The organism is Tolypothrix sp. PCC 7601, assembly GCF_025677855.1.
GTDB classification, from domain to species: Bacteria; Cyanobacteriota; Cyanobacteriia; order Cyanobacteriales; family Nostocaceae; genus Aulosira; species Aulosira diplosiphon.
On sequence record NZ_CP064879.1, the window covers coordinates 1,953,810 to 1,980,761 of the forward strand.

Annotated in this window: 19 protein-coding genes; 5 read left to right on the forward strand and 14 right to left on the reverse strand. The window is 36.8% G+C overall.

Features of this window, described 5'->3' with window-relative positions:
• Nucleotides 1-250: 250 nt before the first annotated feature.
• From HG267_RS08135 to HG267_RS08155, 5 genes are all read right to left on the reverse strand, one after another.
• The gene (locus HG267_RS08135) at nt 251-4,828 is read right to left on the reverse strand and encodes a DUF4082 domain-containing protein (RefSeq protein WP_045872848.1); all 4,578 of its coding nucleotides are present in this window, start codon (nt 4,826-4,828) and stop codon (nt 251-253) included.
• A gap of 301 nt (nt 4,829-5,129) precedes the next feature.
• Nucleotides 5,130-6,407: a polysaccharide ABC transporter ATP-binding protein gene (locus HG267_RS08140; RefSeq protein WP_045872849.1), complete on the reverse strand. Its 1,278-nt coding sequence runs from the start codon at nt 6,405-6,407 to the stop codon at nt 5,130-5,132.
• A 15-nt stretch (nt 6,408-6,422) separates the two neighbouring features.
• Nucleotides 6,423-7,262 (reverse strand): ABC transporter permease, encoded by an 840-nt coding sequence (locus HG267_RS08145; RefSeq protein ID WP_045872850.1) that lies wholly within the window; start codon nt 7,260-7,262, stop codon nt 6,423-6,425.
• A gap of 24 nt (nt 7,263-7,286) precedes the next feature.
• Entirely contained in the window at nt 7,287-7,721 is a 435-nt protein-coding gene (locus HG267_RS08150; protein WP_045873022.1) for a hypothetical protein, read from the reverse strand.
• 753 nt (nt 7,722-8,474) lie between these two features.
• On the reverse strand, nt 8,475-9,824 hold the full coding sequence (locus HG267_RS08155; protein ID WP_045872851.1) for a glycosyltransferase family 4 protein: 1,350 nt from the start codon (nt 9,822-9,824) through the stop codon (nt 8,475-8,477).
• 1,856 nt (nt 9,825-11,680) lie between these two features.
• Between HG267_RS08155 and HG267_RS08160 the strand changes: the two genes are divergently transcribed.
• The 3 genes from HG267_RS08160 (at nt 11,681) to HG267_RS08170 (ending at nt 16,022) form a co-directional block, all read left to right on the forward strand.
• The gene (locus HG267_RS08160) at nt 11,681-13,846 is read left to right on the forward strand and encodes a GumC family protein (protein WP_045872853.1); all 2,166 of its coding nucleotides are present in this window, start codon (nt 11,681-11,683) and stop codon (nt 13,844-13,846) included.
• Between the two features lie 78 nt (nt 13,847-13,924).
• Nucleotides 13,925-14,110 (forward strand): hypothetical protein, encoded by a 186-nt coding sequence (locus tag HG267_RS08165; RefSeq protein ID WP_045872854.1) that lies wholly within the window; start codon nt 13,925-13,927, stop codon nt 14,108-14,110.
• A 304-nt stretch (nt 14,111-14,414) separates the two neighbouring features.
• Nucleotides 14,415-16,022 (forward strand): TrbI/VirB10 family protein, encoded by a 1,608-nt coding sequence (locus tag HG267_RS08170; RefSeq protein WP_045872855.1) that lies wholly within the window; start codon nt 14,415-14,417, stop codon nt 16,020-16,022.
• Nucleotides 16,023-16,133: 111 nt separating this feature from the next.
• On the opposite strand, the gene HG267_RS08175 is transcribed toward HG267_RS08170, so the two are convergent.
• From HG267_RS08175 to HG267_RS08205, 7 genes are all read right to left on the reverse strand, one after another.
• Nucleotides 16,134-16,991 carry a Fe-S cluster biogenesis protein NfuA gene (locus HG267_RS08175; RefSeq protein WP_045872856.1) on the reverse strand — a complete coding sequence of 286 codons (858 nt, stop codon included), beginning with the start codon at nt 16,989-16,991 and terminating at the stop codon, nt 16,134-16,136.
• 109 nt (nt 16,992-17,100) lie between these two features.
• Entirely contained in the window at nt 17,101-17,325 is a 225-nt protein-coding gene (locus tag HG267_RS08180) for a hypothetical protein (protein ID WP_045872857.1), read from the reverse strand.
• Nucleotides 17,326-17,425: 100 nt separating this feature from the next.
• Nucleotides 17,426-17,665 carry a hypothetical protein gene (locus tag HG267_RS08185; protein ID WP_045872858.1) on the reverse strand — a complete coding sequence of 80 codons (240 nt, stop codon included), beginning with the start codon at nt 17,663-17,665 and terminating at the stop codon, nt 17,426-17,428.
• Between the two features lie 103 nt (nt 17,666-17,768).
• Nucleotides 17,769-18,749, reverse strand: coding sequence for a hypothetical protein (locus HG267_RS08190; RefSeq protein WP_045872859.1), 981 nt, complete (start codon nt 18,747-18,749; stop codon nt 17,769-17,771).
• Nucleotides 18,750-19,937: 1,188 nt separating this feature from the next.
• Nucleotides 19,938-21,959 carry an AAA-like domain-containing protein gene (locus HG267_RS08195; protein ID WP_052335329.1) on the reverse strand — a complete coding sequence of 674 codons (2,022 nt, stop codon included), beginning with the start codon at nt 21,957-21,959 and terminating at the stop codon, nt 19,938-19,940.
• Nucleotides 21,960-21,969: 10 nt separating this feature from the next.
• The gene (locus HG267_RS08200) at nt 21,970-23,265 is read right to left on the reverse strand and encodes an AAA-like domain-containing protein (protein ID WP_052335330.1); all 1,296 of its coding nucleotides are present in this window, start codon (nt 23,263-23,265) and stop codon (nt 21,970-21,972) included.
• Nucleotides 23,266-23,447: 182 nt separating this feature from the next.
• Nucleotides 23,448-23,837 (reverse strand): hypothetical protein, encoded by a 390-nt coding sequence (locus HG267_RS08205; RefSeq protein ID WP_155539497.1) that lies wholly within the window; start codon nt 23,835-23,837, stop codon nt 23,448-23,450.
• A gap of 396 nt (nt 23,838-24,233) precedes the next feature.
• Between HG267_RS08205 and HG267_RS08210 the strand changes: the two genes are divergently transcribed.
• Together HG267_RS08210 and HG267_RS08215 are read left to right on the forward strand one after the other, a co-directional pair.
• Nucleotides 24,234-24,974, forward strand: a complete 741-nt coding sequence (locus HG267_RS08210; protein ID WP_045872861.1) for an alpha/beta fold hydrolase — start codon at nt 24,234-24,236, stop codon at nt 24,972-24,974.
• A 325-nt stretch (nt 24,975-25,299) separates the two neighbouring features.
• Nucleotides 25,300-25,731: a hypothetical protein gene (locus HG267_RS08215; protein WP_045872862.1), complete on the forward strand. Its 432-nt coding sequence runs from the start codon at nt 25,300-25,302 to the stop codon at nt 25,729-25,731.
• A 48-nt stretch (nt 25,732-25,779) separates the two neighbouring features.
• Here HG267_RS08215 and HG267_RS08220 read toward each other — a convergent pair whose 3' ends face one another.
• Nucleotides 25,780-26,253, reverse strand: coding sequence for a DUF3122 domain-containing protein (locus HG267_RS08220; protein WP_228045223.1), 474 nt, complete (start codon nt 26,251-26,253; stop codon nt 25,780-25,782).
• A 257-nt stretch (nt 26,254-26,510) separates the two neighbouring features.
• A complete protein-coding gene (locus tag HG267_RS08225; RefSeq protein WP_045872864.1) occupies nt 26,511-26,903 on the reverse strand; it encodes an MAPEG family protein in 393 nt (130 codons plus the stop codon).
• Between the last annotated feature and the right edge of the window lie 49 nt (nt 26,904-26,952).

Consider the following 26,952-nt stretch of genomic DNA (forward strand, 5'->3'; position numbering starts at 1 on the left):
GTCGTAAATTTGTTATATTTTTTACTTTATTAATTAGTAACCGTAAATTTGTAACTGAAGTAATAAATAAAATGCTTCTCATAAGTATGATTCTTCCAAAAACTAGTGATTGTGGGAAATAGTTTTGGTAGATGGCTAGTTCCTGATTAGATTCACGTCAAAATTTTTGCCAGTGAATAAACAAAGAGGTAAAAAATAGTTTTGATTTAAAAACTATTTTTTACCTCCTGTTTTCTATATGTGCGTCATCCTAAGGTGTTGTACTAAACACAACATCCACCCAATAGTTGCTGGATTGATAAGTTGAGTTAGGAAAGCCAACCGTTGAACTGTAACGATAAACTCCATTACCTCCATTCACGCCATTTTGCAATGCATGAAGTGGTGCAGTATCGACACCAGCGTTGGCAAAGTAATTCTGGTTAACTGAATAACGACCAATAGTTGTTAAGTAAGAAGCTACATACACTGTATTAGCTGTAATTGCTACTGGGGTAGTAAAGTTAACTGTCTGCCAGCCAGTACCACTCACATTACTTACAGAAGCAGTTCCTATACTTGTCTGAGAACTGTTGTCCCAAAGGTTGACAGTATAGTTTGCTGTATTACTGTTTCCTTTGTAGAAACGAATAGCCTTGATATAACCATTCACGTCGGCGCGGAACTTCACACCTAAGTTGACTGCATTAGTATCTGAGTCTTGTAATACAGCTGGAGTGATTGAGTTATCCCAAAGGGTGATTCCACTACCTGTAGTAAATGACCAGATATAGTTCTGTGCTAAGGCATTACCTGCAATGTCTTTTACCCCACTAGTAATAGTAGCAGTATAGGAAGTATTAGCTGCCAAGGCGGTGCTTGGTGTCAGTGTTGCCGTCTTGGTTGACGCATCATAAATAACACCAGCATTTACTGCTGTGTTGTTTGGGCCCAGCAACTGAAAAGTGCTACTACTAATAGTTGCCGAATTCATAGCTTCACTAAAGGCAGCTTTGACTGTTGTGTTAATAGCAATACCTGTAGCACTGTTACTAGGAGTGGTGGAAATAACTGTGGGAGGTGTTGTATCTGTAGCTACAGTAGTGCTGAATAAAACATCTACCCAGTAGTTGCTGGATTGATAAGTATTGTTGGGAAATCCGCTACTACCATATTTGTAAACACCATTACCTCCACCTGCACTATTACTTAAGGCGGTTAATGGTGCTTTCACCACACCAGAACTAGCAAAGAAACTATTATCAGATGCGTATCTGCCAATACTTGTGTAATAGGAAGCTACATACGTGGTGTTAGCAGTAATTGCTACTGGACTAGCAAATTTGGCTTGTTGCCAACCGGAAGCACTCAAACTGTTAATACTTGCTGCACCTAGATTCTGGCCATTGCTGTTCCACAGGTTAACAGTATAGTTGCCTGTGTTGGTATTACCTTTGTAGAAGCGAATACCAGTTATGTAGCCATCGATATCTGAACGGAACTTGACTCCCAGTTCTACAGCATTGTTGTCGTTTTCCGATTGGTTGGTTGGAACTGTCGAAGTCGTCCAAATACTACAAGGTTGCTGCTCAGAACAAACTAATCCTGCGGTAGTAAAAGACCAAGTAAAGTTAGCTGCTAAAGCATTAGCTGCTTGATCCTTGACTATTCCGCTTTTCAAGGTAGCAGTATAGGTAGTGTTATTGGACAAATTTGCGATCGGATTCAATTTAGCAGTACGCGTTGCAGCATCATAGGTGACCGTAGCAGTTACCAACGCGTTCGATGAGTCTCTCAATTCAAAGGAACTGGTATTAATTGTTGCCGGATCAATTGCTTCGTTAAAAGTAGCTGACACTGTGGTGCCAACAGTTACGTTTGTTGCTCCATTAGCAGGGGATGGAGGAGAAAGTGTAATATCCGTTATGACCTGTGGAGATGTTGTGTCTGGGTCATAAGTAGCAACGTAATTACCAGTATCAACAGAGAAAATCGCATACTCAATACCTTTTATACCCTCAGTCTTGCCAGTAGATGGCGTATAAACAGTGCTGCCGTTACGAGTAATACTGCTGAGGATACCGTTGCTAGACCTAATTGGTAGCATTGCTTGTAAACCAGTTGCACCAGTAGCTTTGGTGATGTTAAAGCTCAATGTGCTGCTAGTCTGGGGATTTGTCTGGCCAGGAGTCCATACTATAGAGCCAAAGGTCGAATTGTTATGAGCATCAAGCCAAGTTAGCACTTGACGAGCAGAAACAACTGGTACACCACGAGCTTTAGCTGAGGCGACAACATCATCCGATTCTTGTTGAGAACCTGTATTACTGTTATCTGTGTGAGCATTAACAGTAAAAATACCGTAGTATCCTTCTGCGCCTATAGCCCGATCTAGTAGTGTATTGACAGTATAAGGAAATGACTGCCCTGATTCATCAGTCATTTGTGTAGCTGCCTTGTATACGTCAATGACTGTACCATCTAACTTAGTCAGGCGCATTGGCATACCACTACCAGTAAAGAATCCGGGGCGATCCAAAACCCAAGTGGGTGGCCAGTAGTAGTACGTTGTGTCAAGCCGTATTCCTTTACTCAACTCTACTTCTGGTGTGCTAGACCAGTCACTCCAAACCAGACAATGGTGCCTTTGGGTTGTAGGTGCAGGTAGGCTAGGAAACTTAGTGCTAAATGCACTAAGTTGCTGGGTGTAATTAGTATTCAGTGAAGTCGTTGTGTAATCTGCACAGCCTGTATTAACATGTAAGGCAATTTCAAAGCCATTTGTGTTATAAGATGCTGCTTGAGTGTTGGTGAAAGGTACAGTAGTGTAGACATAGGAAGTACCACGGATACACTCCCAATTGTCAACTGAACAATTAGTTGGGCTCAAATTTATATACTGGTCAAAACGAGGTATAGTTCCGCCATTGCCATGATCGTCACCGCTCATAAGTACAACAGCTTTTTTACCATTAGGGAAATACCAGAAATGCGGTAGTGGCTTTTTAGCCAAGTTCATTTTGGTAATTAGATTTGCCAATAAGCGCTGTTGCTCATCTGCTTGAGGAATAGCAACCTTATCAAGATTTACCCAATCTAAGCTGCCAGCACCATAAAATTGATCATCAGAGCGAATGGGAGAAAATCCATCACGCTCCTGTCCTGCCCAAGCGGGATTACCTTGACGAGTGTAGACTATTGAACGCGCTAAATCGTAAGTAAATGCGGCGGCTTTACCACTACCAACATTACGCAGTGTGACAGCTGGATTATTATTAGCAGTCGCTGTTGTCGCATTGCTATAGAGTGTAGCGACACTATCAGCACCATTTAAGTTATAGCGGTCTGCTGTGCCATGAAACTGGATGGTTTGATTGACAATACCATTGCCAGGAGCTTTAGAGGTGTCTACAAGTAAATAGCCTTCACTTAAGGTTGAACCTGCATCTGTTAGACCTAACAAACTAGCAAGTTGCTTGTCAGGATGCATGGCAATTAAATTACCACCACTGTTTACCCAATCAGTAAATGTTGTCACTTGAGCCGAGTTAAGAGCCATCTCAGCCAGGATGACAACATCATAGTTGCTTAACGTTTGAGGAGTAATTGCGGAAATATCACTGACGTTAAAGTAGTTAAATCCTTCATTACGCAAAATTTCAGCATAGTAGTCACCAAATTTGTTGGTACTACTAGTCACTACCAGAATTGGCCCTCCTGGTGGAGATGGTATGGCAGCTATGAGATTTTGAGAACTAGAAATAACACTCGCGTCGCCGATTTGATTATTAGATTTCTGGGGTTTTAAAATCTTTTGTTGAGAAATTTTAGCAGGTACTTGGCGACTTTTCTTTTTAGTTCCCTTGGTTACATCCCAATCTGAAATCTCACCATCATCGTCTCCTGTAACCAAGCTGTTATCATCAGCTGGATTAAAGGCAACTATATTTGTTTTAGCAGCTTTATTTTTCGCTAGATTTTTGAGTAATTTACCATTTGCTAAGTTCCACACAAAAGCTCTGTCGCCTGCACCTGCAGCAGCCAAGAACTTACCATTGGGGCTGAATGCAACTGTGGTAATTACTTTACTTGTCCCCTCAAGGATTTGGCTTTGCGTACCTGTGTTCTTGACTAAATCCCAGAGTCTAGCTGTACCATCTTTACCGCCACTAGCTAACAGCTGTTCACGAGGACTAAATGCTACCGATGTAACTCCACCAGCATGTCCTCGTAGAGTCAAGACTTTTTTACCAGACACTATATCCCAAAGGATAATCCTGCCATCTTCTGAACAACTTGCTAACCTTTTACCATCTGGGCTAAAAGCAAGGTCGTTAACAAAGCCTAGATGACCCTGCAATATGCGGAGAATTTTATCTCCATTCCACAAAGTGATTCTAGTATCTTCGCCTGCTGTAGCAATTAAACCATCAGGAGCGTAAGCAACTGTCCTAGTAGGGTTTTCGTGGCCAGTCTGACTTTGGGTTTGTTCTCCAGTTTCTACATCCCATATCCGCAGTACGGTATCTCGACCCACACTAGCAAGCTTACCGCCTTTGGGATTGAAGGCTACTTTGGTAACAGGAAGACCTTCATCTCCTTTTAAGGTTCGTTGCTCTTGGCCAGTTTGTGCATCCGAGATGATAATTCGAGAATCATTTGTCCCGGTTGCTATCTTCTTACCATCCGCACTGAAGGCAAGGGATGTTACCGCAGTATTAGAGTTGTTTTTTACCTGCTTCAAGCCTACCGAGCTTTGCGGGAAGGCTACTTTTACTTGGCTCACAACCAAGAGAAAACTACAGAAAAATGCCAAAATATATCTGGCATAACGTCTTGGGAATATCATAAAAGATGGTTTTTAGCTTTACTTAATCAAACAGTTAATGGGAATAAAAATTATGATTAAATAATTCTTCTTCCCTATTTCAATCATGCTGAGAAAACATAAATTATCCGTAATTACGGATAATTTATGTTTTTATCTATCTGCCGCCTTAGTATTTTTAATACTAAAAATAATAAATAAAATTAAATAATGATATAATTTCGTAAAAAATCCAAGTAAGAGTGTTACTTGGATTTAAAAAATATAATTCTAGATAATGCAAAGCTGTTTGTTATTTGTTAATTAGTTGCTAATTGAATAATTAGACCATTTTCCATGTAGCCTTTTCTAAATAAGTACATTCATCAGGTTGCCATTGATATTCTGGGCGCTCGAAATTATGCATACTAACTTCAAACTCGCAAATTCCTCTCAAGTTTTCTAGCAGGGTTTCGCTACGACGCTCAGAAAACCATGTTGTTAAGGTATAGGAACCCATATATAACCTTAATGTTGGTATTTCACATCGAATAATAAATGTTCCTGGCTCACGTCGAAATGGCGCTTGGGGTTCGTAATACCAAAAAATACAAATGGGTTGTTGCAGGGCGCTAACTATTTGAAAAGAGAACCAGAGACTTTCATGGGGTTGAGCTACATGGAGCGCAAACTCAAAAACAATTGGTTTACCCCAACAGTGAATACCTTGCCCTTCTGAAGTTTCTACTTTTGCCCAAGCTACGTAGTTACCAGCTTTATTGACAGGTGCTTGATAATAGGCAGATTTAACTACTTCGTCTTGATGACCTGCCAGATATAATTGCACAGCTTTGCCAGTATTGCCTTCAAACTGCACCTTACCTTTAGACAGTAGGATACAACGTTGTGTTAACTGAGCGATCGCTTGCATACTATGACTCACAAATAAGACTGTGCGGCCTTCTTTTGTAGCGACATCGCCCATTTTTCCCAAGCATTTCTTTTGAAAGGAAGAATCGCCTACAGCTAAAACTTCATCGACAATTAAAATCTCCGGTTCTAAATGGGCTGCTACAGAAAAAGCAAGGCGCACATACATCCCGGAAGAATAGCGTTTTACTGGTGTGTCTAAAAACTTTTCTACCTCAGCAAAAGCAACTATCTCATCAAATTTCTTGCGGATTTCAAATCCACTCATACCTAACACAGAACCGTTGAGGTAGATGTTCTCTCTCCCCGTTAATTCTGGGTGAAATCCTGTACCTACTTCTAAGAGGCTTGCTACTCTCCCTTTAATTGCAATACGTCCTGTAGTTGGTTCTGTGATGCGGCTTAAAACTTTTAAAAGTGTCGATTTACCAGCACCATTACGCCCAATAATACCAATGGCTTCACCTTGCTTAATGTCAAAGGAAACATCATTCAATGCCCAAAATTCTTCTCTTGCTGGATTGGACAATTCTTTCGCAGCAGGCTTGATAAATCTTTGAGCGAGCGATTTAGCTCCATCTGCAATGACATCACGCAGAGCCTTGTAGCGGTAGCGTCCAGAACGCTCCTGCTGATGACTAAGAATATATTTTTTACCTAAATTCTCTACATTAATTACAACATCAGACATCTGCTTTGCTCCTTGCTAAATTACATCAGCAAACGTCCGTTCCATTCTGCGGAAATACCAGATACCAGTTATCAGTAAAAAGATAACTAATAACATGGATAATATAAACCCTGGCAAGTAAATACTTGAATCTCCTCCTATAATTGCCCAGCGAAAACCATCAATTACCCCCACCATTGGGTTTAAAGAATAGAGTAAACGCCACTTTTCTGGGACAACACTACTACTAAAGCCTACTGGTGATATATATAGGCCAAATTGCATAATAAATGGCACAATATAGCGGAAATCTCGATATTCTACATTTAATGCTGCTAGCCAAAGCCCTACTCCCATAGAAGCTGCAAAGGCAATAGCTATAAATAAAGGCAATGTTAGTATTCGCCAACCAGGAATAAAATTATACCAAGCCATTAATCCTAGCAAAATTATGCCAGAAATCATAAAGTCAACGAAGCTGACAGTTACTGCACTGATAGGTACAATCAAACGCGGGAAGTAGACCTTAGATATCAGGTTGGCATTAGCAATCAAACTGTTACTGCACTCACCTAAAGCATTGGAAAAAAACTGCCAAGGTAACATAGCAGCAAACACCAAAATTGGATAAGGCGCACCTTCTGAAGGTAATTTCGCTAAATTACCAAAAACTACAGTAAACACTACCATTGTTAAAAATGGCCGAATAAGTGCCCAAGCTATACCAATAAAGGTTTGTTTGTAACGCACCAAAATATCACGCCAAGCAAGAAAATATAATAGCTCGCGATAACGCCATAGGTCTTTCCAATACTGCTGTTCTGTACGTCCAGCTTCAATTACTAATTCTGGTTGTGTAATTTCTTGGCTATTCATAAGTTGGGTATTGGTTGAAGATTTTTAATACTGACCTACAAAATGAAAATCTTTAATACTTTTATAGCCAAGTACTCTTGCTTGTCTGCGAGTAAACTCGCCTACAGAAGGGTTTCCTTCAGGGTGATTGACTCCTGTTACCTGTTGCCAAAGCTCTCTTGGTGCTAGTGAAAGTTCATATGTCCGCTCACCGCACCTATGGACGTGATACCATTTGGTTTGCTGGCACTGATCGCACCAAAATGCCTCTAGCCATTCTCCATCTATTAATACTGCACCTTGATTAGCTACTAGCATCAATGCATTACGCCTACTTATACCTCGCTGCTGCAACTGTCCTGCTTGGGTAGCATACAGCTGATATTTTTGGCTGACGCTATCGAGATAGCAGCCGTGACATGGACAGTAGATAGCACGCCGTTTTGAGCGTTTCCGATTTCGGTCACACCTTCTCTGCAATTTGACCTCCCATATCAATAAATAGACAACAAAATCAGGAAGGTTAGGTTTGGAGGGACTGAGATCTATAAGACCATCAAAGCCCTTCTCCATAAAATTGAAAATAATTTATTCAACTAATCTGCGATAAAAACGCTTTATTTAACAGCCATGTAAAATCAGTATAAAAACAAACTTATTTAATAGGATAAAGTATTTTTTCCAATAATTTAACCTCGGTCTTGAGTTAAATTTAATATAGATTAACTCTCTTTAAGAATGTTACAAAAGTAACTATAGCATGTTTTTTTAGCCCTATTAAATATTTTTTATATAAATAAGTTCCTGATTTTTTGAAGTTTCATGTAAAGTCGCAAAATACCGCTAGTCTGACGTTATCTAGATGAAAGCTCTATAAATTGGTGTTTATCCAAGACTAAGAATCAAAAATTTAGCGATATTTTCCCTTTGTTTTTGAACTACCTAATAATGAAATCTACCAATTATAATGGGGCATAGGTTACTGAAAGCAAAATTATACTATATGTCTATGTATTAGTTTGAATTGCTTTATGAAAGAAATATAACTTGCTATAAAAATTATTTGGCAAGCTGGTTATCTCAAAATAATGAGATAAAAATGGCACTTCAAACTAATAAATTTTCAGGAAAACTTCAGTAAGTTGAACTGTTCAATCAAAGAACAGAAAATGGTGATGATGCACCAAATAAAAGTAACCAGAAATTTGACATATAAAGCCCCATCAACCACCTTTACTTGGTACGGCTTTCTGATAGAGTAGCCACACCTTCAGCAAATATCGCTTGCTTCAGAACCTCAAGATATTGTTTAGATATGATTTTTGGTGTGAAATGTGATCGCAGATATTGACGACCCGACTTACCCATGTTCTCTCCTAGTTGGGGATCATGAGAGAGCAAGCGAATAAATTGGGCTAAACTATATCCGTCTCCATTGTCAAATGTGCCACCACAGTTGGCTTCTGCAATCATTTCTCTTAAGTAAGAATCTTGCGAACATATCACTGCTATCGGCCGTCCTGACGCTAAAGCTGAGTACAACTTACTAGGAACGACCATACTCTCTGAAGATGCATCTACACTTACTAGCGCTAGATCGCAAGCAGTTAAGGAATAGGGAAGTACTTGTTGATCCTGATAGGGTAAAAACAAGAAGTTTTTCAACCCTAATACCTTCACTTCCTCGATTAGCTCGTTCCGTTTTGCTCCCCCACCAATACAAACAAACTGGATTGGTTCATCATGCAGATATCTAGCTGCTTGCACAATAGTATCTATGTCATGACAGCGACCCATATTACCGGAATAAAGTACGGTAAATTTGTTGACAAGATTATACTTCCATGCAAACCAGTTTTTATGTTTATCAATGGGCTTAATCCATTCCGGATCTGCCCAACTGTGAATTACAGAAACCTTATCAGCTATCTGTGGGCAATGTGCTACCACTCTTTGTTTCATCCCAGGACTCAGCACTATGATGCCCTTAGCATTGAGCCAAATTTGCTGATTGAGTTTTTGCCATAATCTGGTCATCCAGTTATGTTTGGAGATGACTCCGAGGGCGATCGCAATGTCTGGATAGAGGTCATACAATATGCAGACATAGGACAATCGGAAAAATTTATGCGCTAGATATCCAACAATTGGCAAAAATGGAGGTGCTGTAGTCAATAACAATAAATTACTGCGCCTCCAGCCTCTTATGAGATAGAGGAAAGCACGCACAGTATATAAAACACCATTGATGGCCTTACCACGAATTCGTCCCGGCCAAAGCTGCGCTGTACGCGATCGCTGAATTCTTACTCTACCCTGACGCTCAACAGAGGGTGCACTAGCTGACTGAAACGCATACCCTGGTTGGCTGGTAAAAACCTCAACATCTACTCCTTGTTGACCTAAATTTCTCACTAGTTCTTCCACTAACTGTCCCGTAGCTGCATAGTCTGGAGGAAAAAACTGAGTGATTACAGATAATTTCAAGGATTTATGAGTCTTGAAAGAAAGCTGTTCTTTTGGTTCTAATTGAGTAGAAATGGATGGAAAGAATTTTTGATTAATCCATTCATTAAGTCTCATCGGCCTATCCTATAGTGTAAATCTTGCTTTAAAGTGGCGCTGAGTCTATTAATTTATATGGAACCCAGCCTGCTTTAATTCCATGTCAATACATTAGTCAACAGGTTTTAGAAAATCATCTATATATACCTGCAGCTATATCTTCAAGTTATATAAGGCAAATTCTACACCTAACACAAGCATAGTAAAAAATAATTACAATCTAAACTATGTTCCCAAAACTTGAAATGAGAAAACTATTTCCTAAATATCCTAGCAAAACGTAAATCTTAATTAAAGGAGAAATAGGAGTAGTAGTATTAGGTTTATGAACTAGAAAGCTTTGTTTAAGAAGGCAGTTAAATTTATCTTATTACTTTCTTCTTTAGCTCTTTCCAGGCTATTAATTATCTAAGTATTCTGCTTTAAGAATCAATTTTGATTTTTGTACTTACTCGTAGATATTAGGGAACAGTTAACTCTGAGAATGGAACACACAAGAAGAGGATTAGAGTTCTACGGTATTTTTCCAGAAATCAAACTTGATGCGGAATCTTTAGATATAGAACAATTGGTATTAGATTTTGAATTCGTTTCTCTTTCTTCACATCATTGTTTCTATTAATTATTTCTTCGTTAAATGTAACTTGGGGTTAAAGAAAGCTTCCAAATGACAATCACAATTGCAAAAACTACTTGTTTCAGTTGCTTTAGCGATTATTAAACAACTACAAACCCTTAAGAACTTTAGGCTTATAATTGCTCATCACGTCTAACCTCTAATTACAATACCATGTTTCCAATTTACGTGCGTACTTCATCATAAATTCATGATTTCACAAAAAATTTCATACATAATCTTTATAAAATAACTATGTATACAACTGAGATATTTTTTTGATCAGCTAAGTAATTGTATATAAAATTACATTGTTTTTAGAGTATTTTCGCTGTAGGAGTTAAATTTAAATTCAGTATTCAGCAGTATGGTCAAGATTATGTAAAATTTGTAAATTCAAAAATCAGCCAAAAATTATCGATTTTAAACATTTAAGGTAAATTTCAACTATTATATAGAGGCAATAAGTATTTAGTGATATAAGTTACCTCTCAGGTTCCATATCTATTATAACATAGTAACTTTTCATACCTCAGCTACAAGTCTTTTTAGAGTTTTTTTCCATAATATTTACTATCTTAAGGAAGATTTAAAGATCATATTTTTATTTTATAAGAATAAATCACAAAAGATAAATTGCTTATAGAAATTAATTTTCAAAAAGATTATCAGTATTTTTTTATACCAAACAATTATAATTATCTAGTTATATAAGAGTTATATATAACCTTTAAAAAGGCTATGCTAGCAGGTCAGATTAAATATCTGAAAGCAGATTATGGAAACATCTAACAATAAACCGCAAGTACTAAAAATAATTTGGATGAATTGTAATAGTAAAGTCGAGCTAACAAAGCTTTTTGTATTGGAAATACAAAAAGCTTACTCAACTATCGTCAAGCATACTGAGAATAAAACTTGTACATGGCAAGTTTCTAGAGAGCTTAAATGCTTAAAAAGCAAGTAGGATTTTTTATAAATATTATGAACTTCATAAAATTAATATATTAATACGTATGTTACTCACTTATAATTTAATCGTTAAACTACTGATATAGTTGACCAAAGCTTGTTTACTCACAGATAGCACTCAGCTTATTCCATATACAGCCTTATTAAAAAACTGCCAACCTCTAAACTTAGTACAGAAATAACTTTCTAGAGTAGGCTTCAATTAAGCTGTTAGTTGCTGCATAATTAATAATTTTAAACCTGTTATCTGAAATTTCCTTTTCTAATTACCCAATATTTATAAATGATGGAGAATCATCCTTATCAATTCTCGGATTATGACCGGAATAGAAATTCTGTACCAGCATCTTACTTGTCACAACCTTTCCCCGAGATGGAAGATCCAGAAAAAGGTTGGAATTTTCGTGAATTTATCGGTCTAATCAGGCGACGATTTCTAGTGATTGTTGGAGTATCTACGGTTGTGATGCTAGCTTCTGCTTTTAATATGAGGTTCAATCAAAAGCAACCAGAGTATGAAAGTAGTTTTCAGTTGCTAGTTGAACCTGTGAATGATGACAGTAAAGTAGTGGATGTTGTCAAAGATGCTAACTCAACAAGTAAAAGTAATCTAGATTATGATAGCCAAATTCAGGTTCTAAAAAGCCCTGAATTAATAGGGGGGATCGTTAAACATATAAAACCCTATTATCCAGACATTAGTTATGATGAGCTAATCAATGGCTTGCAGATTAATCGTTTAGGTGAAACCAAAATTATAGAGGTTAAATATCGCGGTACAGATCCCAAAAAAATTAAAGTTGTATTAGACAAAATTTCTCAAGAGTATGTAGAATACAGCCAAGAAAGGCGGCAAACGAAACTACGCCAAGGAATTCAGTTCGTTGAAAGACAACTTCCTTATTTACAGAATCGAGTGGATAATATCCAAAGAGAATTGCAAAGTTTTCGGCTAAATTACAAATTTAACGACCCAGAAGCTGAGGCGAAGCAAGTAGATGAGCAAATAGCCAAATTGTCTGAACAACGACAAAATATTGATATGCAGTTGGGGGAAGCTCGGTCTAACTTAGATATTATTAAAGGAAAAGACGGAGCAACATCTGCACTTAATAATGCTGTTTTATATCAGCAGTTACTAACTCAGATTCGTCAATTAGATGCTCAAATTGCCCAAGAGTCAACGCGGCTACAATCAGAAAATCCCACAATTCAAACGTTGCAAGCTAAACGAGAAAGTTTATTGCCGTTGCTGCGTAATGAAGCACAACGCTTTATGGATGTAAAGCTTTCTGAGATCGCAACACAAGTTCAAACCCTAGAGGTGCAAGGGCAGGAGATAGACAAAACAATACAAAAACTTGAACAGAAACGCAAGACATTGCCAGCTTTGGCAAGGCAACATAACGCACTACAAAGAAAATTACAGATCACTACAGAAAGCCTCAATCGTTTTTTATCTACTCGTGAAGATCTCCAAATTCGGATATCCCAGACAGAATTGGGTTGGCAATTACTGAAGATGCCAATTCAACCTCAATTTCCTGCTACTAGTTCTGATATAAAACGTAATTTAATCATGGGATTGATTACGAGTTTAGTAGCAGGAATAGGTGTTGCTGTCCTGATTGAAAAGATTGACAATACCTACCATAGCACCAATGATCTCAAGGACAAGCTGAAGCTACCATTATTAGGTAATATTCCCTTTGAAAAGCAACTGCACATTAGTCAATCCCCTGGCTCTGAAGGAAATATTACCGTAGCCAGAATCCCAAATTTTCCCTCTGAAAGCATTCCTGGATTAGCAGTCATACCAGCTCAAAACTACAGCAATCATTCTGTACAATTTTTAGAAGCTTTACGGGTACTTTATACAAATATTCAACTTCTCAGTTGCGATCGCCAGATGCGCTCTATCATTATTAGTTCAGCTATGTCTGGTGATGGCAAGTCTACAGTTGCTTTCCATTTAGCGCAAATAGCTACAGCAATGGGGCAAAGAGTACTACTTGTAGACGCAAATCTGCGTCAGCCTGTAATTCACTCTCTGTCACATTTAAATAATTTATGGGGATTAAGTAATTTAATTTCTACAAATTTACCACCAGAGGAAGTAATTCGTAAATTACCTTCTATGAGCCAATTATCAGTGCTCACGGCTGGCCCCATACCTCCTGATCCCACAAAGTTGCTTTCATCTGAGAAGATGAAACGCTTGATGGCAGATTTCCATAATAACTTTGATTTAGTAATTTATGACACTCCTCCCTTACTAGGGTTAGCTGATGCTAGCTTGCTAGCACCAAATACTGATGGGATTTTATTAGTAGTTAGGATTGATAAAACAGATTCTGCCAAAGTAGAACAAACTTTAGATCACTTGAAAATTTCGCCGATGAATGTATTAGGTATTGTGGGTAATGGACAAAGTAGCAATTTGAATGATTAAATACCGTAAATTAATTAGTGTGATGCAAAAGTCTATTTTTTTACGATTAGTTTAGGATGGCTAATTGCGATGCCATCTATGGCAAAATTAGGTAGAGTTTGGCAGGAGTTCCAATCATATTCTGGAAATTTACAAACCTATCTGAGAAATAACTTGCGGCAAACATTAAAGCCTGTAGAAATTCAAGCTGGAAATGCAATCAATCAATCAGTCTACAGGACAATTAAATATACCAGATCCAATCACTGCTGGTACTTTGGTTAATTTTTCTGCAATATTCTAATTTAAATTTGCTAATCTCTCTCAGTAAATTGAAGATGCAAATCACTTTCGCAGAGTAGATACTGCTGTAGAAGCAGCCAGACTTTTACGCACTAGTTCCCAACCAGATTTGTTAGGGAGAAAGATTGCATCATCAGATAATTAACATTAAATAAAAAGATATTGCTTTTATTAAACTTATATATAACATCATACATTAGCTACAACCAATCTAGTAAAAATGTGTAATTAAGTTGTATTTTTTTCAAAAAAATATCCCTTTGTTTGAAAATTTAATTGATATAATATGAATCAAAATTTAATTGTTACAGATACCCATTCATCAAACATAGTTAATCTGCTATCTCAGGATGAATCTGTAAAAAACATAGAAGTAGAATCTTCTGATTGGGAAACACAGATAGCAAAATTAGTTGGACTTGAAGAACATCTTTCTGATATAGAGGAAATACAAACATCAAACGTCTCAGAAGCATTCCCTATTACATCAGAAGTAGTTGCAACTAAGCAATCTGTTTCATCTAATCCTTTTGCAAAAGTTATTTTAGTTGGCACTGCTACTTTATCTATAGTTTTATTGGTTAGTGTTTTTCTGCTGCAGTTGATGGGTAGTAATAGCCAAAAGCCAGTTCAAAAAAAGACTGGTGTTTTAGAAGTGCGATCGCTACCTCAAAACGAAACAGATTCTCGAATTTCAGAAATAGAAACTCTCAAAACCAAATTAGCGCTTACAGAACAAGTCAAAGAAGTCAAAGCCGCGCAACAAGAACTGAGAAGCCTATTAATACAGCCACCAAAATTGATTAATCAATCAGCTTCTCAGATGAAACCTTCAGTGGTTTCTAGAGATAAACTACAAGTCGTACAAACAAGAACAGCAACATTACTGCCAACAGTTTATGTGCCTCGGAGTATTCCAAGCAAATACTCTGTGCAATTAGCTAATTCTCAACCCAAACTTATTGCTGTTAAAGTTGCACCGAAATCACAGCGCACATCGACAAAATCTACCTCTCAACTATTGGGGAGTACAAAGCCATCACCTACACCAAATGCACCCCCACCTCAAACACAGCCAAATCCCTCTAATCAGGCAAACGAGCAACCCAATATTAATCCTACTAGTTATCAACCTCCAAGAAATCCTAGTTTACAGTCATCAATAATAAATTCCCCAATCAATCAAACCCCAGTACAATCATCTCCTGTAGCAACTCCAGTTCAAAAAATGCCAAAATCTTTAGCGGTAGGAAGTAGCGCTAAAGCTGTTTTAGCAACAGCAGTATTTGGGGAAACTAGCAGATCTAGTTCTAGCGGTAACAATGACGAAAGTGGCAAAAACTTATTTGTGGTACGGTTGAAAGAGCCATTAAAATCTGTAGATGGTGCGATCGCACTATCTAAAACCACCGAATTATTAACTGAAATTAATTCTATCTCTGAGCAGGGTTTATTAAAGCTCAATGTTTTGAAAGTTGTTTCCCAAAGTAATCAAAACATCACCGAAATCAGCCTACCTAGCAATGCATTAACAATTCGCGCACCTCATGGAAAACCCCTAATAGCAAATCAATTTTCCCAGGGAAATGGATCTATTGCTGGTATGGATGCGGGACTATTTATCTTGGGTGGATTGGGTAAACTTGCAGATTTATCAAACCGTACTGAATCTCAAGTGATTACTACAACCTCTGGTAGTACTGTGGTGAGTAACACTAATCCTAAAAGGAACATTTTGACTGGAGTTTTAGAAGGTGGTATCAATTCTCTAGTTCCTCAAATTACACAACGTAATCAACAAGCTATCTCTCAATTAATGCAACGAACCAATATTTGGTTTTTACCTGCTGGGACAGAATTACAAGTTTATGTAAATCAATCAATGCAGTTGTAAGTTGTGGAGATTGTTATTTGTTATTAGTCATTTGTCATTGGTAGCGCCTATAATTTGTCAGCCAGGTGGGTGTAATTTTTCAGAAATAGTTACTAATCTCAGGATAAAATTTTAGCTCGCTGTTGATGATTGCAGTTGAACAAAAACTTTACCTTCTTTAATTTGTACAGGATATAACTTCAGCGAAACATCAGGCATTGTTAAACATTCACCTGTTTTTAAGTTGTACTTAAAACCATGATGAGGGCAGGTAAGAATACCATTGTCAATTTCACCTCGATCCAAAGTATATCCTAAGTGAGCGCAAGCATTTTGATAACAAATAATATCAATACCGTGACGATATAAAATTAAGGAATTACCAGCAAAAGAGACTTCGAGAATACCTGATTCTGGCACTTGTTCCACAGTTGTCACTCTCACCCAGGTAGCGCCTTTTAGCTGAGATAGATGATTAATTAAATTTTGCTTGGAATTATCAACTTTTAAGTTAGAACTCACAGCAATAACTTTAGTAATCTCTGGGCAATGAGATTTAATAGCCTGTTCGATTCCTTGCGTGAGAGTTAAAGTAGAAGCTGGACAATTACTGCAAGTTCCAACCAATCTGACTTCTACTGTATCTGGAAGTTTAATTGCTACTAGTTCTACATCTCCATTATGACTCTGTAAGCCTGGGCGTACTTCTGCAAGAGCTGTTTGAATACGTTTTTCTAAAGGCGGTTGTGGAGGTCTGACTAATTCGTGATATAGCAATACTGCATAAATGAATTCATCATCGACAGCATGACGCAAAGCAGATAAAGATTCTTTTTTGAGATTTTTGATTAACCGTTCTAAAGCAGTTTTATGTAATTCTTCAATAGCTCTCTTTAAACCTAAAGCCACATACTTTTCACTTTCATTCCACTCAGATATAATTGCTTCAAAACGGCTGATTTCTTGCACTAATTCTTCTAACTTATTCATTTATCAAAATTCAATCATTAATGGGAAAATTTCAAGGCCGAAAGGTCAAAAGTCAAGTTTTTTAGATAAATGACTAATGACCAATTGCTAGAGATAAACAACTAATAATCTATTTAGTTTTGAAATCTTTCAAGAGAAATGGCATGGTTGCACCTGTGGCTAGACTAGATATGACGATTGGTAACCAGAAAGGCATTGAAGTCTGTTCCAGTGGTAATAAAATTAAGGAATTGATACCAGTTGCGATCGCAATTTGTCGCACAAAATATATGGGGTCGCGGAGTAGCCTGCCTTTAAAAAATAATTTAGCAGAAAACCACCCAAGTTCAAACATGATACCTCCTAGTTATTGGCATGAATTTATAGCATTTATCAACCCAGAATAATCCTAGCTTTTTCTGATTTTTCTAACGGACAATTGGTGCAAGTATGTACTATAAATTTGTGAACAAATTCAGTACAGCTAGTCCTAATAGAATCGCAGGAATTACACCTGCAGGGCCAAACAATCCGCCCAACATAGCAGAAAACTTATAACCTATATCTTTGCCAGCTAGTAGTATGCCCCCAATAGCACCGCCAAGCATAGATAAGACGGTTGCTATTAAGACCCACACAATTACTGTGGCAATATTTAGGTTACCAGATGCTAAATTGGTGAAGAAATTGCTCATGATTTCTCTCCTTGTTAGTCTTTTTTTGAATAACGAATAAATTTTTAATTGCTAGTGAATACACAGTACACAAACTGATAAATAGTAACTGTTAATGCCAAACTTATCGCTGATGGCTATTTGTAGCCTCTGTAACAGTTTTTTGGAGTAATTGGGCTATTAATTGTGCTTGTTTTAAATGTTGGTACTGACTGAAAATTTCCCAAGCTTCTTGATAGTAAGTGCGAGACTGTGAGAGATTGTGTGAATTATGAGCTTCTGGCTGTTGAAAATTATCTGGTAAGTGACGCAGAGCGTAGGCTTTATTAGAAATTGTATGAGCGTATTCGATAGGTGTATCTTGCCGATTACGCACCTTTAAGGCTTCATCATAAGCTGCGATCGCGCGTAAGTTATTCTCTAAAGGATGGGCAGTTACTAAATATTGCCAAGCGTTACCCAGGTTGTTCTGCAACATGGCATATTCTCTAGGATGTTCGCTCAACTTGATATGCTTCAGCGCTACTAGCAATGATTGCACCGCTAATCCCTGGTGTAAGTATTCTCGTTCTGAGGCGAGGGGCATAGAAAGGTAAGCGATCGCAAGATTGTTGTATAAGATGGCGTATTCTTGGGGATAGTCTTGCCAAGTAAATACCTGCAAAGCCTGATGATAAGCGCTGATGCTGTCTACTATCCTGGCTAAATTGAAGGGTACTAGTGATTGCAACACCAACCCCAAGTTCATCTGCACTTCTGCCACTTCTGCTTTGACAGTGAACTGCTGTAATATGGGCAATGCTTCTTCATAAGCAGCTTTCGCTTGCAGCAGCAGTTGCGGACTTACATTTGGAATTCTCTGCAGTGCCTTAGCCATCCCTACTTTAGCCTGAGCTTTGAGTAGCGGATAGTCTTCACCGCACATTTCATAAATCCGATAATAGAGAGAAATTACATTCCGCAAGTCTTTGACAGTTGGATGCTTTTTTTGCCAGCCTAATGCTATCTCAATCAGCATCTGAATTTGCTCTTCTGTAGTTGCTGACTCAGATGCAATGGCTGCTATTGTCGCCTTCACTACTGAATCTGTAATGTTAGGAGTCATAACTACCGTAATCTGGCTGTTGGGGAATTAAATGTTTAAAGCCTAAAAAAGATGAAGAGATATAAGCATCTATCATCTAGGGCTATATATAGTCAGCTGATTTACGCAGATAGTGATTCTGTGAAGCAGAATTCCCTTGGTTTCCCCTTTTGCCTTCCCCCTTGAACCCTTAACTAAACTAACTCTTCCTGTTTTCAGATACGATATCTAGGATTTGTTGAAGTTAAATCTAAGGGTAGGGTGAAAAAATAAGACGCTTTCTATCTACCCGAAAATAAGAATTATCATCCCGGGAAAATTTTGTAAGTTGGGCAATTTCCTACAACATACAAATATCTTTACCCGAAACAATTATGCTTGCAAAGTGAATGATTGAGGATTGCTATAGGTGTTTTTACCAGGAATCTGCTCAACACTCCTTAGATTTAAGGTATCAAGATTTTCAACTATAAAACAAGATATTGGCAAATTTCTAGGGGATATTTGCCAATATTCAGACAAGTTTCAATACATTCAATATTTAGCCAGGAATTTTGTATCGCCTGCCAACAAAAAATAAAAGTTTATCATGAAATATTCCCATATACTATATGCAATCAATGCATATATGTCAGAAAAAATCAACCATTATTTATAGGCTTAATTAACATGATATTGCAATCATACCTGAAACTATGAAGCTTAATTTATTTGTATATTCTGGTTTTAGTAAAAAGTTCAATTATAAATGTGAAATATCAAAATTATTTTGGTCTAAATATTATCCACATTTTTGAAAAAAAAGCTGTTATGCATAGAACCTTTTGATGAAAATTATAGTTACGGATATTTTGTGATAATTACATTAAGAATCATGATTTTGTGCTTTAGCGTATATAATTAAAAAACCATCTCTTGATAATGAGAGATAAATATTGAGAAACAGGTGATACGCTACAATACTTATCACCTGAATCATGCATAGTAACCAATAGAAAAACACATAGTCTATGACTAACGTACTATGGCTACAGGGTGGTGCTTGTTCGGGCAACACCATGTCCTTTCTGTAAATGCTATAGAATAAATCATATAACTATTGGTGGCGAGCATCTTGCCCGCTACAGAGTTAAAATACTCTGTGGTTTTGGTTGCGATCGCATCTAGCAATTTCATGAATTCTCAAAGGTTTATTGTTGAAAATTATACCTAATATTTTAAAATTGTCAGAGACAAACTGTAAGATAATGTTTGTTTGTTCTGAAAACCCCATCTAGCAAATCCAGGCTCGTACTCATAACGGAATGCATTCTCTATTTGCTTGATTAACTGCATTTCTGAACTTTGGGGATGATCATATATTCTATTATTTTCATCAATGGCACGTAAAACTTTGATACTGCCGTCATACTTAATTTCTACTTCTAACTTTAATTTTTTTTGCTGCTGATCATTTAAAAGTGATGATACCAGAGTGTTTGGTACTGAAATTATTTGACTATTTTCAACTAATCGAGGGATAAAAACAGGAATTTTACTATCTTCAGTATTTAACAATTGTGTTGAATTAGGTGTGATGCTAAATCTTAAATCTGTCTTCAAATCACTACTATTAAAACTTGTATTTTCAGGTAATTGATTAATTATCCGTAAAATATTTTCGTTATTGCCAGAATTAAACCAGTTATTACCAATATTTTTTTGTAAAAACAAAATTTGAGAAATTAGAATTACAAAAGGAATACCCAAAATCAGCATTAATAACTTAATATAATTATTTTTGTAATATTCATGGATAGCTTGGGCTTTTGATTGGGAAAGTTTAGATGATGTAACTCTGGCATCTTCTTGGTTGTTTGATGCTATCTTGTTTGTCTTTTCTTGTGTTTCTCTAACTTTTAAACCAGTAAAAATTTGATTATCAAAATTAATACTATTTTTGCTAATATTATTCGCCAATAAACTAGCACAAAGGAATTCATAATCTACAAAACTTAATGACTTCCCATCAGCCCATTGCCATGCTTTATACAGGGCTGCTTCTGGTAATAATAATTGTGAATTATTAATCCGACCAGATTGTATCCATTCTTGTAACTGTTCTGCATAAGGACAGCCAAGTTTTTCTAATGTTTTAGTAATCCATTTTTGATTAAAAACAGATGCATAAATATAATTATAGATTTTCAATCTACCTTGGTTTTTGACTAAGCCAGATAGTAATAAATCTGTCGCTTCTTCGCTATTATCATATTTAACTATCTTACCCTCTAAAATAGTTCTATATAAATGCAAAACCCCAATTGCATTCTGACTCCTCAAAATGCGTTCACTAATTGTTCTTAAATGTTCTGGCTCATCTTGATATTCCCAATTCTCAATTATTTTTTCACCTACAATATTTTTGACCCATTGTTGTTCTTCGCCCAGACGCGGACGTTCGGAAAGGTTAACAACTAAATCACAGATTTTTTGTGTTAAGAATGGTTGCCCACCAGTTAAACTTAAAATATCTTTGAGAACTTTTTTAGCTATTTCCAAGCTAGAGAACTTTTTAGCCAAACCTTTTGCTAAATGTTCGGCTTCTGAAAAATGGAAACCTGATAATTCAATTGGTCTACCAAGATTAAAGGGTGTATGATTTTTATCTTGAATTAAATTTGAGGGAGTAGTCACGCCCACTAAAGCAAAACTTAAGCGTTTATATTCTGGTGTGTAAGAACGCTTGCTATGACAAGTTTTGATGATGCCAAAAAATTCATCTGTAGGAAAATCTAGGCATTTAACAAAATCTATTTCATCTATAAAGATGACAATTTTTTGATAAGTAGATTTTAGCAATTCATCGAGAAATAAACTTAATTGATAAGCAGATGATAAATCTTTGTGTTTCTCCCACCATTCTTTGTGAATGATAGGATTATTAATTTGTAAATTCATCATTAAAGAGTAGGCAATGCCTTTATACCATTGCTGATAATTCAATTGAGAGCCAATTTCTGTGAGGTCAATTACAGAGCATATTATTCCTTCTTTTTGTAAGCGGTGTATAGTATGTACTCTCAAGCTAGATTTACCCATCTGCCGAGAAGAAAATACATAGCAAAATTCACCTGCTTTTAGTGCATTAAACAGATTATCATCTGCTTTGCGTTTAACATAAGTGGGAGCATCATGAGGTAAACTACCTCCTACTTGATATCTATAAGGTAAAGTCTTTTCTGCTGACATAAGCTATCTCTTAATTTAACCAAACACGAAAATAAAGACGATATAATTGGCATCGAGGTTCTACATTATTACCTGATAAACGAACTAATCCCATTCTATTTAATTGACGTACTTGCTCTGGGTTTAACAATATTGGTTGATTCGCTTGTACAAGACTTTTCATGGCTGTAATTAGATGCGGTTCTTGTTTTAACTTCACCCAAATTTCCCAGAGATGATCGGCATATAATCCTGATGGGGTTGCAGCAGTATTTAAAACCTCTTCTAGTTTGATATGTGGCTGATTTTTGATATGCAGTAATGCTTTCTGAACTAAGTAAGGATGTCCCCCTACTAGTGCCATTAATTTTTCTACTTGCTTGTCATGCCAATTTAATCCGTATCTAATGGCTAACTCTTGTACTTGTGCTTTAGTAAACTCTGGTAACTCAATTATTTGTCCAACATTAAATGGCGATTGGTTAATATTCAAAGGAATATACACATCTGTGCTATAGGCAAGTATGATTCTTAAATTTTGCCATTGATTGCCATTTCTTCCTTTTTCATGCCAAGCTCTTAACAGCCCAAAAAAATCAGATGCTAGACTAGCATAAGGAAAGATGTGATCGACGTTATCTAAGCCAAGAACTAAAGGATTCTCTAGATTAGCTAAGATATAATCTTGGAAATAAACGCTACATCTCATATTAGAAGATAGAGTTTTATCCCAATAAATATCCATTTTAGTGGCACCGAATAAGGCATAACCTACAGTATTACAAAACCAATAGTTTAAAGCTTCGATGTTGCTCAAAACTTCTTGATCAGCTTCGAGAAAATTTATATTAATCGCGGAATATCCTTGTGATTGAGCGTATTGCAAAATATTTTTTAATAAATGAGTTTTACCTGTTAAACCAGGACTTTTAATTCTGATTAAAGCAGAAGGTTGTAGTATTTCTCGGTGACATATCGATTCAACTTGTGGTAAATCAATATATTGTTCAGAATTAAAAGGTGCTTGTGGAGTAAAATTTGTAGAGATTTTATTTCTCACTAGTTCTGGTTTATATTTGGCGAATAAGCTAATTAATTCACTGCGTCTGGAACGGCGTTCATACGATTCTTCTTCTTTTAAGCCAAATAATTGACAAATTAAAGAAATTTGCCTTCTCACTGTTCCTGTTTCAATTTTTAGTGCTAAAGCAATTGCTTCATCTGTTTCCCCAGAGAGCAATTTAAGTAAAATTTCTTTGCGTTTAGGCGAACGATTGAGTTGTTTAAATTTTTCATCTAAATCTTTATTATCCATAATTGTAGGCATAGAATATTTCTAATTAATAATGTAAGTAAATACTGATGTTGGGAAAGTTAGACTAGCAAATTGCAATTATTTCACAGAAATGTCATTCATCCTTTGTATACCTTTGGGGATGAAAGGTAGAAGCACCAATTATTATGAGATGTTTCCTTTTTGGGGTGCTTAAATTGATGAGATAGATCTAGTTATTTTCGGAAGTAATTAATTAACCGAATTACTATATCCACAGATATCCGCAAAGTATCTACACAATTGCGAAGAAATGTGGACAAAGCCGCACAAATCACAAATGTAAAAAAGGCACAAGCTATAATCAGTCCCGCCACTTCATTAGTTTTGGCTAACTCAATGGCTTTATCCAGCAGTAGAGGTAGATTTGGGGTTTCCGCTTGGGCTGTATAACTTTGTATTGTAATATCTGAATTTTTTCCGGATTTACCTTCGCTGCTTGTGAAGACTACATTTAACAGGTTTTGATTGTTGTTAGTCCATTGGTTCATAGTTGGTAACTGACTCCAGAACATTTTTGCTGTCGGATACTGAGTATTTGAATCAGAGCTAAATATGTTACTCATCCGAGTTACTCCTTTCAAAACTTGATTAACGAAATGTTTGTTTGTTCTAATGCCAGCACGGCCATGCTGGCATTTTTGCATGGAATTCATAAGGTACTATGAGAGTAAAACAGTATTCAAATGAATACTGTTTTACTCTTATTTTTGTACTTATTTCACATCTACTGAGCAAAATAGTCTGTTCCGGAAAGAAAACTACAGTTTTTTATTCATTTGTATAAAGAAAATAAGCAATTTAGAGGTGAAGTATTTATATATTCACTTGCATATATCTGCGCTACTATCATCCAGATGACTACTGAATTATTCTTGATGGCAGGAGGCGATCGCACAGCTTGCTCCACAAAATAATACACTAGTTATCCGTAATTTACCTTAGTTACTGAATTACTTAATATGAGCCTTTTTTGTCTTGTTCACGGTGCCTTCCAAGGGATTTGGTGTTGGGATTTACTAATTCCCTACTTAGAAGCACAGGGTCATCAAACTGTAACAATGGATTTACCAATTGAAGATCCTTCCGCGACTTTATCCCAATTTGCGGATGTGGTAATTCAAGCGCTACCGAAAACTGACGATGATATCGTACTAGTTGGGCATTCAATGGCTGGTACGATCATTCCTCTGGTTGCAGAAGCAGTAAAAGTACGTAAATTAGTTTTTCTAGGGGCACTGCTTCCATCTCCCGGAGTCAGTACCATCGACCAATTTGCTCATTATATTGATGCTGATACGCTGAAATCATTTAATTATCAGCCAAAAGACCCAAGTCTACTAGAGCAGTTCCATTCGGAACCTAATATGTATGAACCAGCTTCTTTAGGGAAGGATTATTCAGATCCAGCAGTATTAATGGAATTTTTCTATCATGACTGTCCGCCAAACATAGCACAGTGGGCACTCTCTAACAGCCTTCCACAACAATCTCTGGCATATATTTTTGAGACGAATCCTCTAAAAGCTTTGCCAGAAGTAGAGCGCCAATATATTGTATGTACAAATGACCGAATCATCTCTTCTACTTGGTCGCACTACGCTGCACGCCACCGCTTAGGAGTCGATGCGATTGAACTACCTTCTGGACATTGCCCTCATTTATCTTGTCCTGAAGAACTAGCATCAATATTAATTAAGTAGAGCGATGCAATTAAAGATGGTTGGTAAGGGCTGTCATTACTCATTGGTAAAGTTTTCAAGCCTATTTAGGTTTCTTAACATGGTTTGCTGGAATGACCGACTTACTTAAATACAAATTCGTAATAGCCTGGAGAGGTTGTTACATATCTACGTAATTCTCGTTAATTCAATCCTTTTCCCTTTTCTCCTTACTCTTTCCCCGTATTTATTCCGAGTACGCCTTGATATCTTGTATTGCCAAATAATTTTGCCAATTGTAAAACTATGTTGTGCCGTTTTATCTAGAAGGCATGACAATACCAACGTTTATTAGGAGATAGCTATCATGGGCGAATCAAAGCGTAGAAAACAGCAAGAGGCGAACTACGGAAAGGTTAAAAATCCTGTCAAAAATCTGATGAAAATAGTTTGCCCGTTTTTTGAAGATTACGAGCAATTTAAAAATCTCGATGCGGATAAGATATCGTTGATGATAGCGAAGGAAGGTTACAAAGAAACGGGCTTAAAAGGAATAATCTTAAAAGGATTTCTAGCAGAGCATTTAGTTAAAGATTATCCTCCTGAAGCCGAAATTATAGAAGGATTTAAACAACATGGAAATATTTATGTGACTTCTACATTAGCATTAACTTATTTGGAGAATTCTCATAATAAAGCGGAAAATCTCCAAAATTTTGAGAATTATAACCCATTAAATGAATTTATACGTATTGAAAGCGATGCTAAAAAGTACGATATCAATTTAGTGACAGTATAGCAATTTGGCTAGATTTCTCTAAAAGGCTGGCGTAGACTTTTGCAATCATTAATCAATCTCTGTCACTAACCATTGCCACTCAGTTACTATGGTGTTGGGTATGTTCAGAACTAGTGGCTTTTTAGCAGAGATGGGCACATAAAGTTTGAGGGCATCTGTTGTTGGTAATTTAGGTAAAACATTTGTTAATTCATATTCGCCTACATTGGGTGCAGGTGTATTGAAAGCATAAGCATCTGATGCTAAAAGCAATTTTCCATTTGCTGTCTCAATTTCTAATGGTTGAGGGTGAGCTATTTCCACAACACCAGGAAACCCCACCAAGCGCAACCTTAAATCTGGAACTATACTATTGTAATTTTGTTTAAATAACAGCACTTGCCAAGCATATCCAAATTCATCTTTGATAGATACTTGAGAATGGTAACGTAAAATACCAGGTGAATCGTGATGTTGACGAAGTAGCGCCTGTGCTGATTTCACCCCTAATCCACCAAAAGTCAACGCTAGAACGATTAACATAGTACAACACCAAAAATATTGCCAATATTTTTGTTTCATGAGACACATACACTTAATTTATTTAAGTGGGCGATTGAGAGTATCTTGTTGAGGAAATTCCCATTAAATACTCATGGGCTTAAATGATTTGGCAGTTTTTTTGATAGCAATAAACTGATGATAAATTAAAAGCGATCAACACTGGAAGAAGTCACTAACCAAGTGTGTAGACGCTCTGCGTCTTGTCGATAGACATCGCTTTTCATTCTACAAATGACTTATGAATGCACCAAAGACAAGATGCAGCCAACGAGCGCACCTAAAAGTAGCACTACACTACTGAAATTACTGATGACAAAGCCAATCATACGTTTTTCAGCAGCTTGATAGTATCCCCAAGCATAAATCACTCTACCTACAAGCCAGATAGAACCAATTGCAGCACCCCACAACGAGTTGACGTAGAAGGAGAATATCCATAAAGCTGGGAGAAACAAAACCATTTGTTCTATGGTATTTTGCTGGACGCGCAGTACTCGTTCAAAGTTAGCATCTCCTGTCATTTGGGGAGGTAAGACTTTATACTTAGCTCTTGCTCGACCTACATTAATTGTGATTACCAAGTACAGCAGCAATGACAAAGTAGTTATCAGACTCGTCCAGGGCGACATATCAATAAATATCCTTGGGTACCAAAAAAGTATAGTTCCTTGCTTTCAT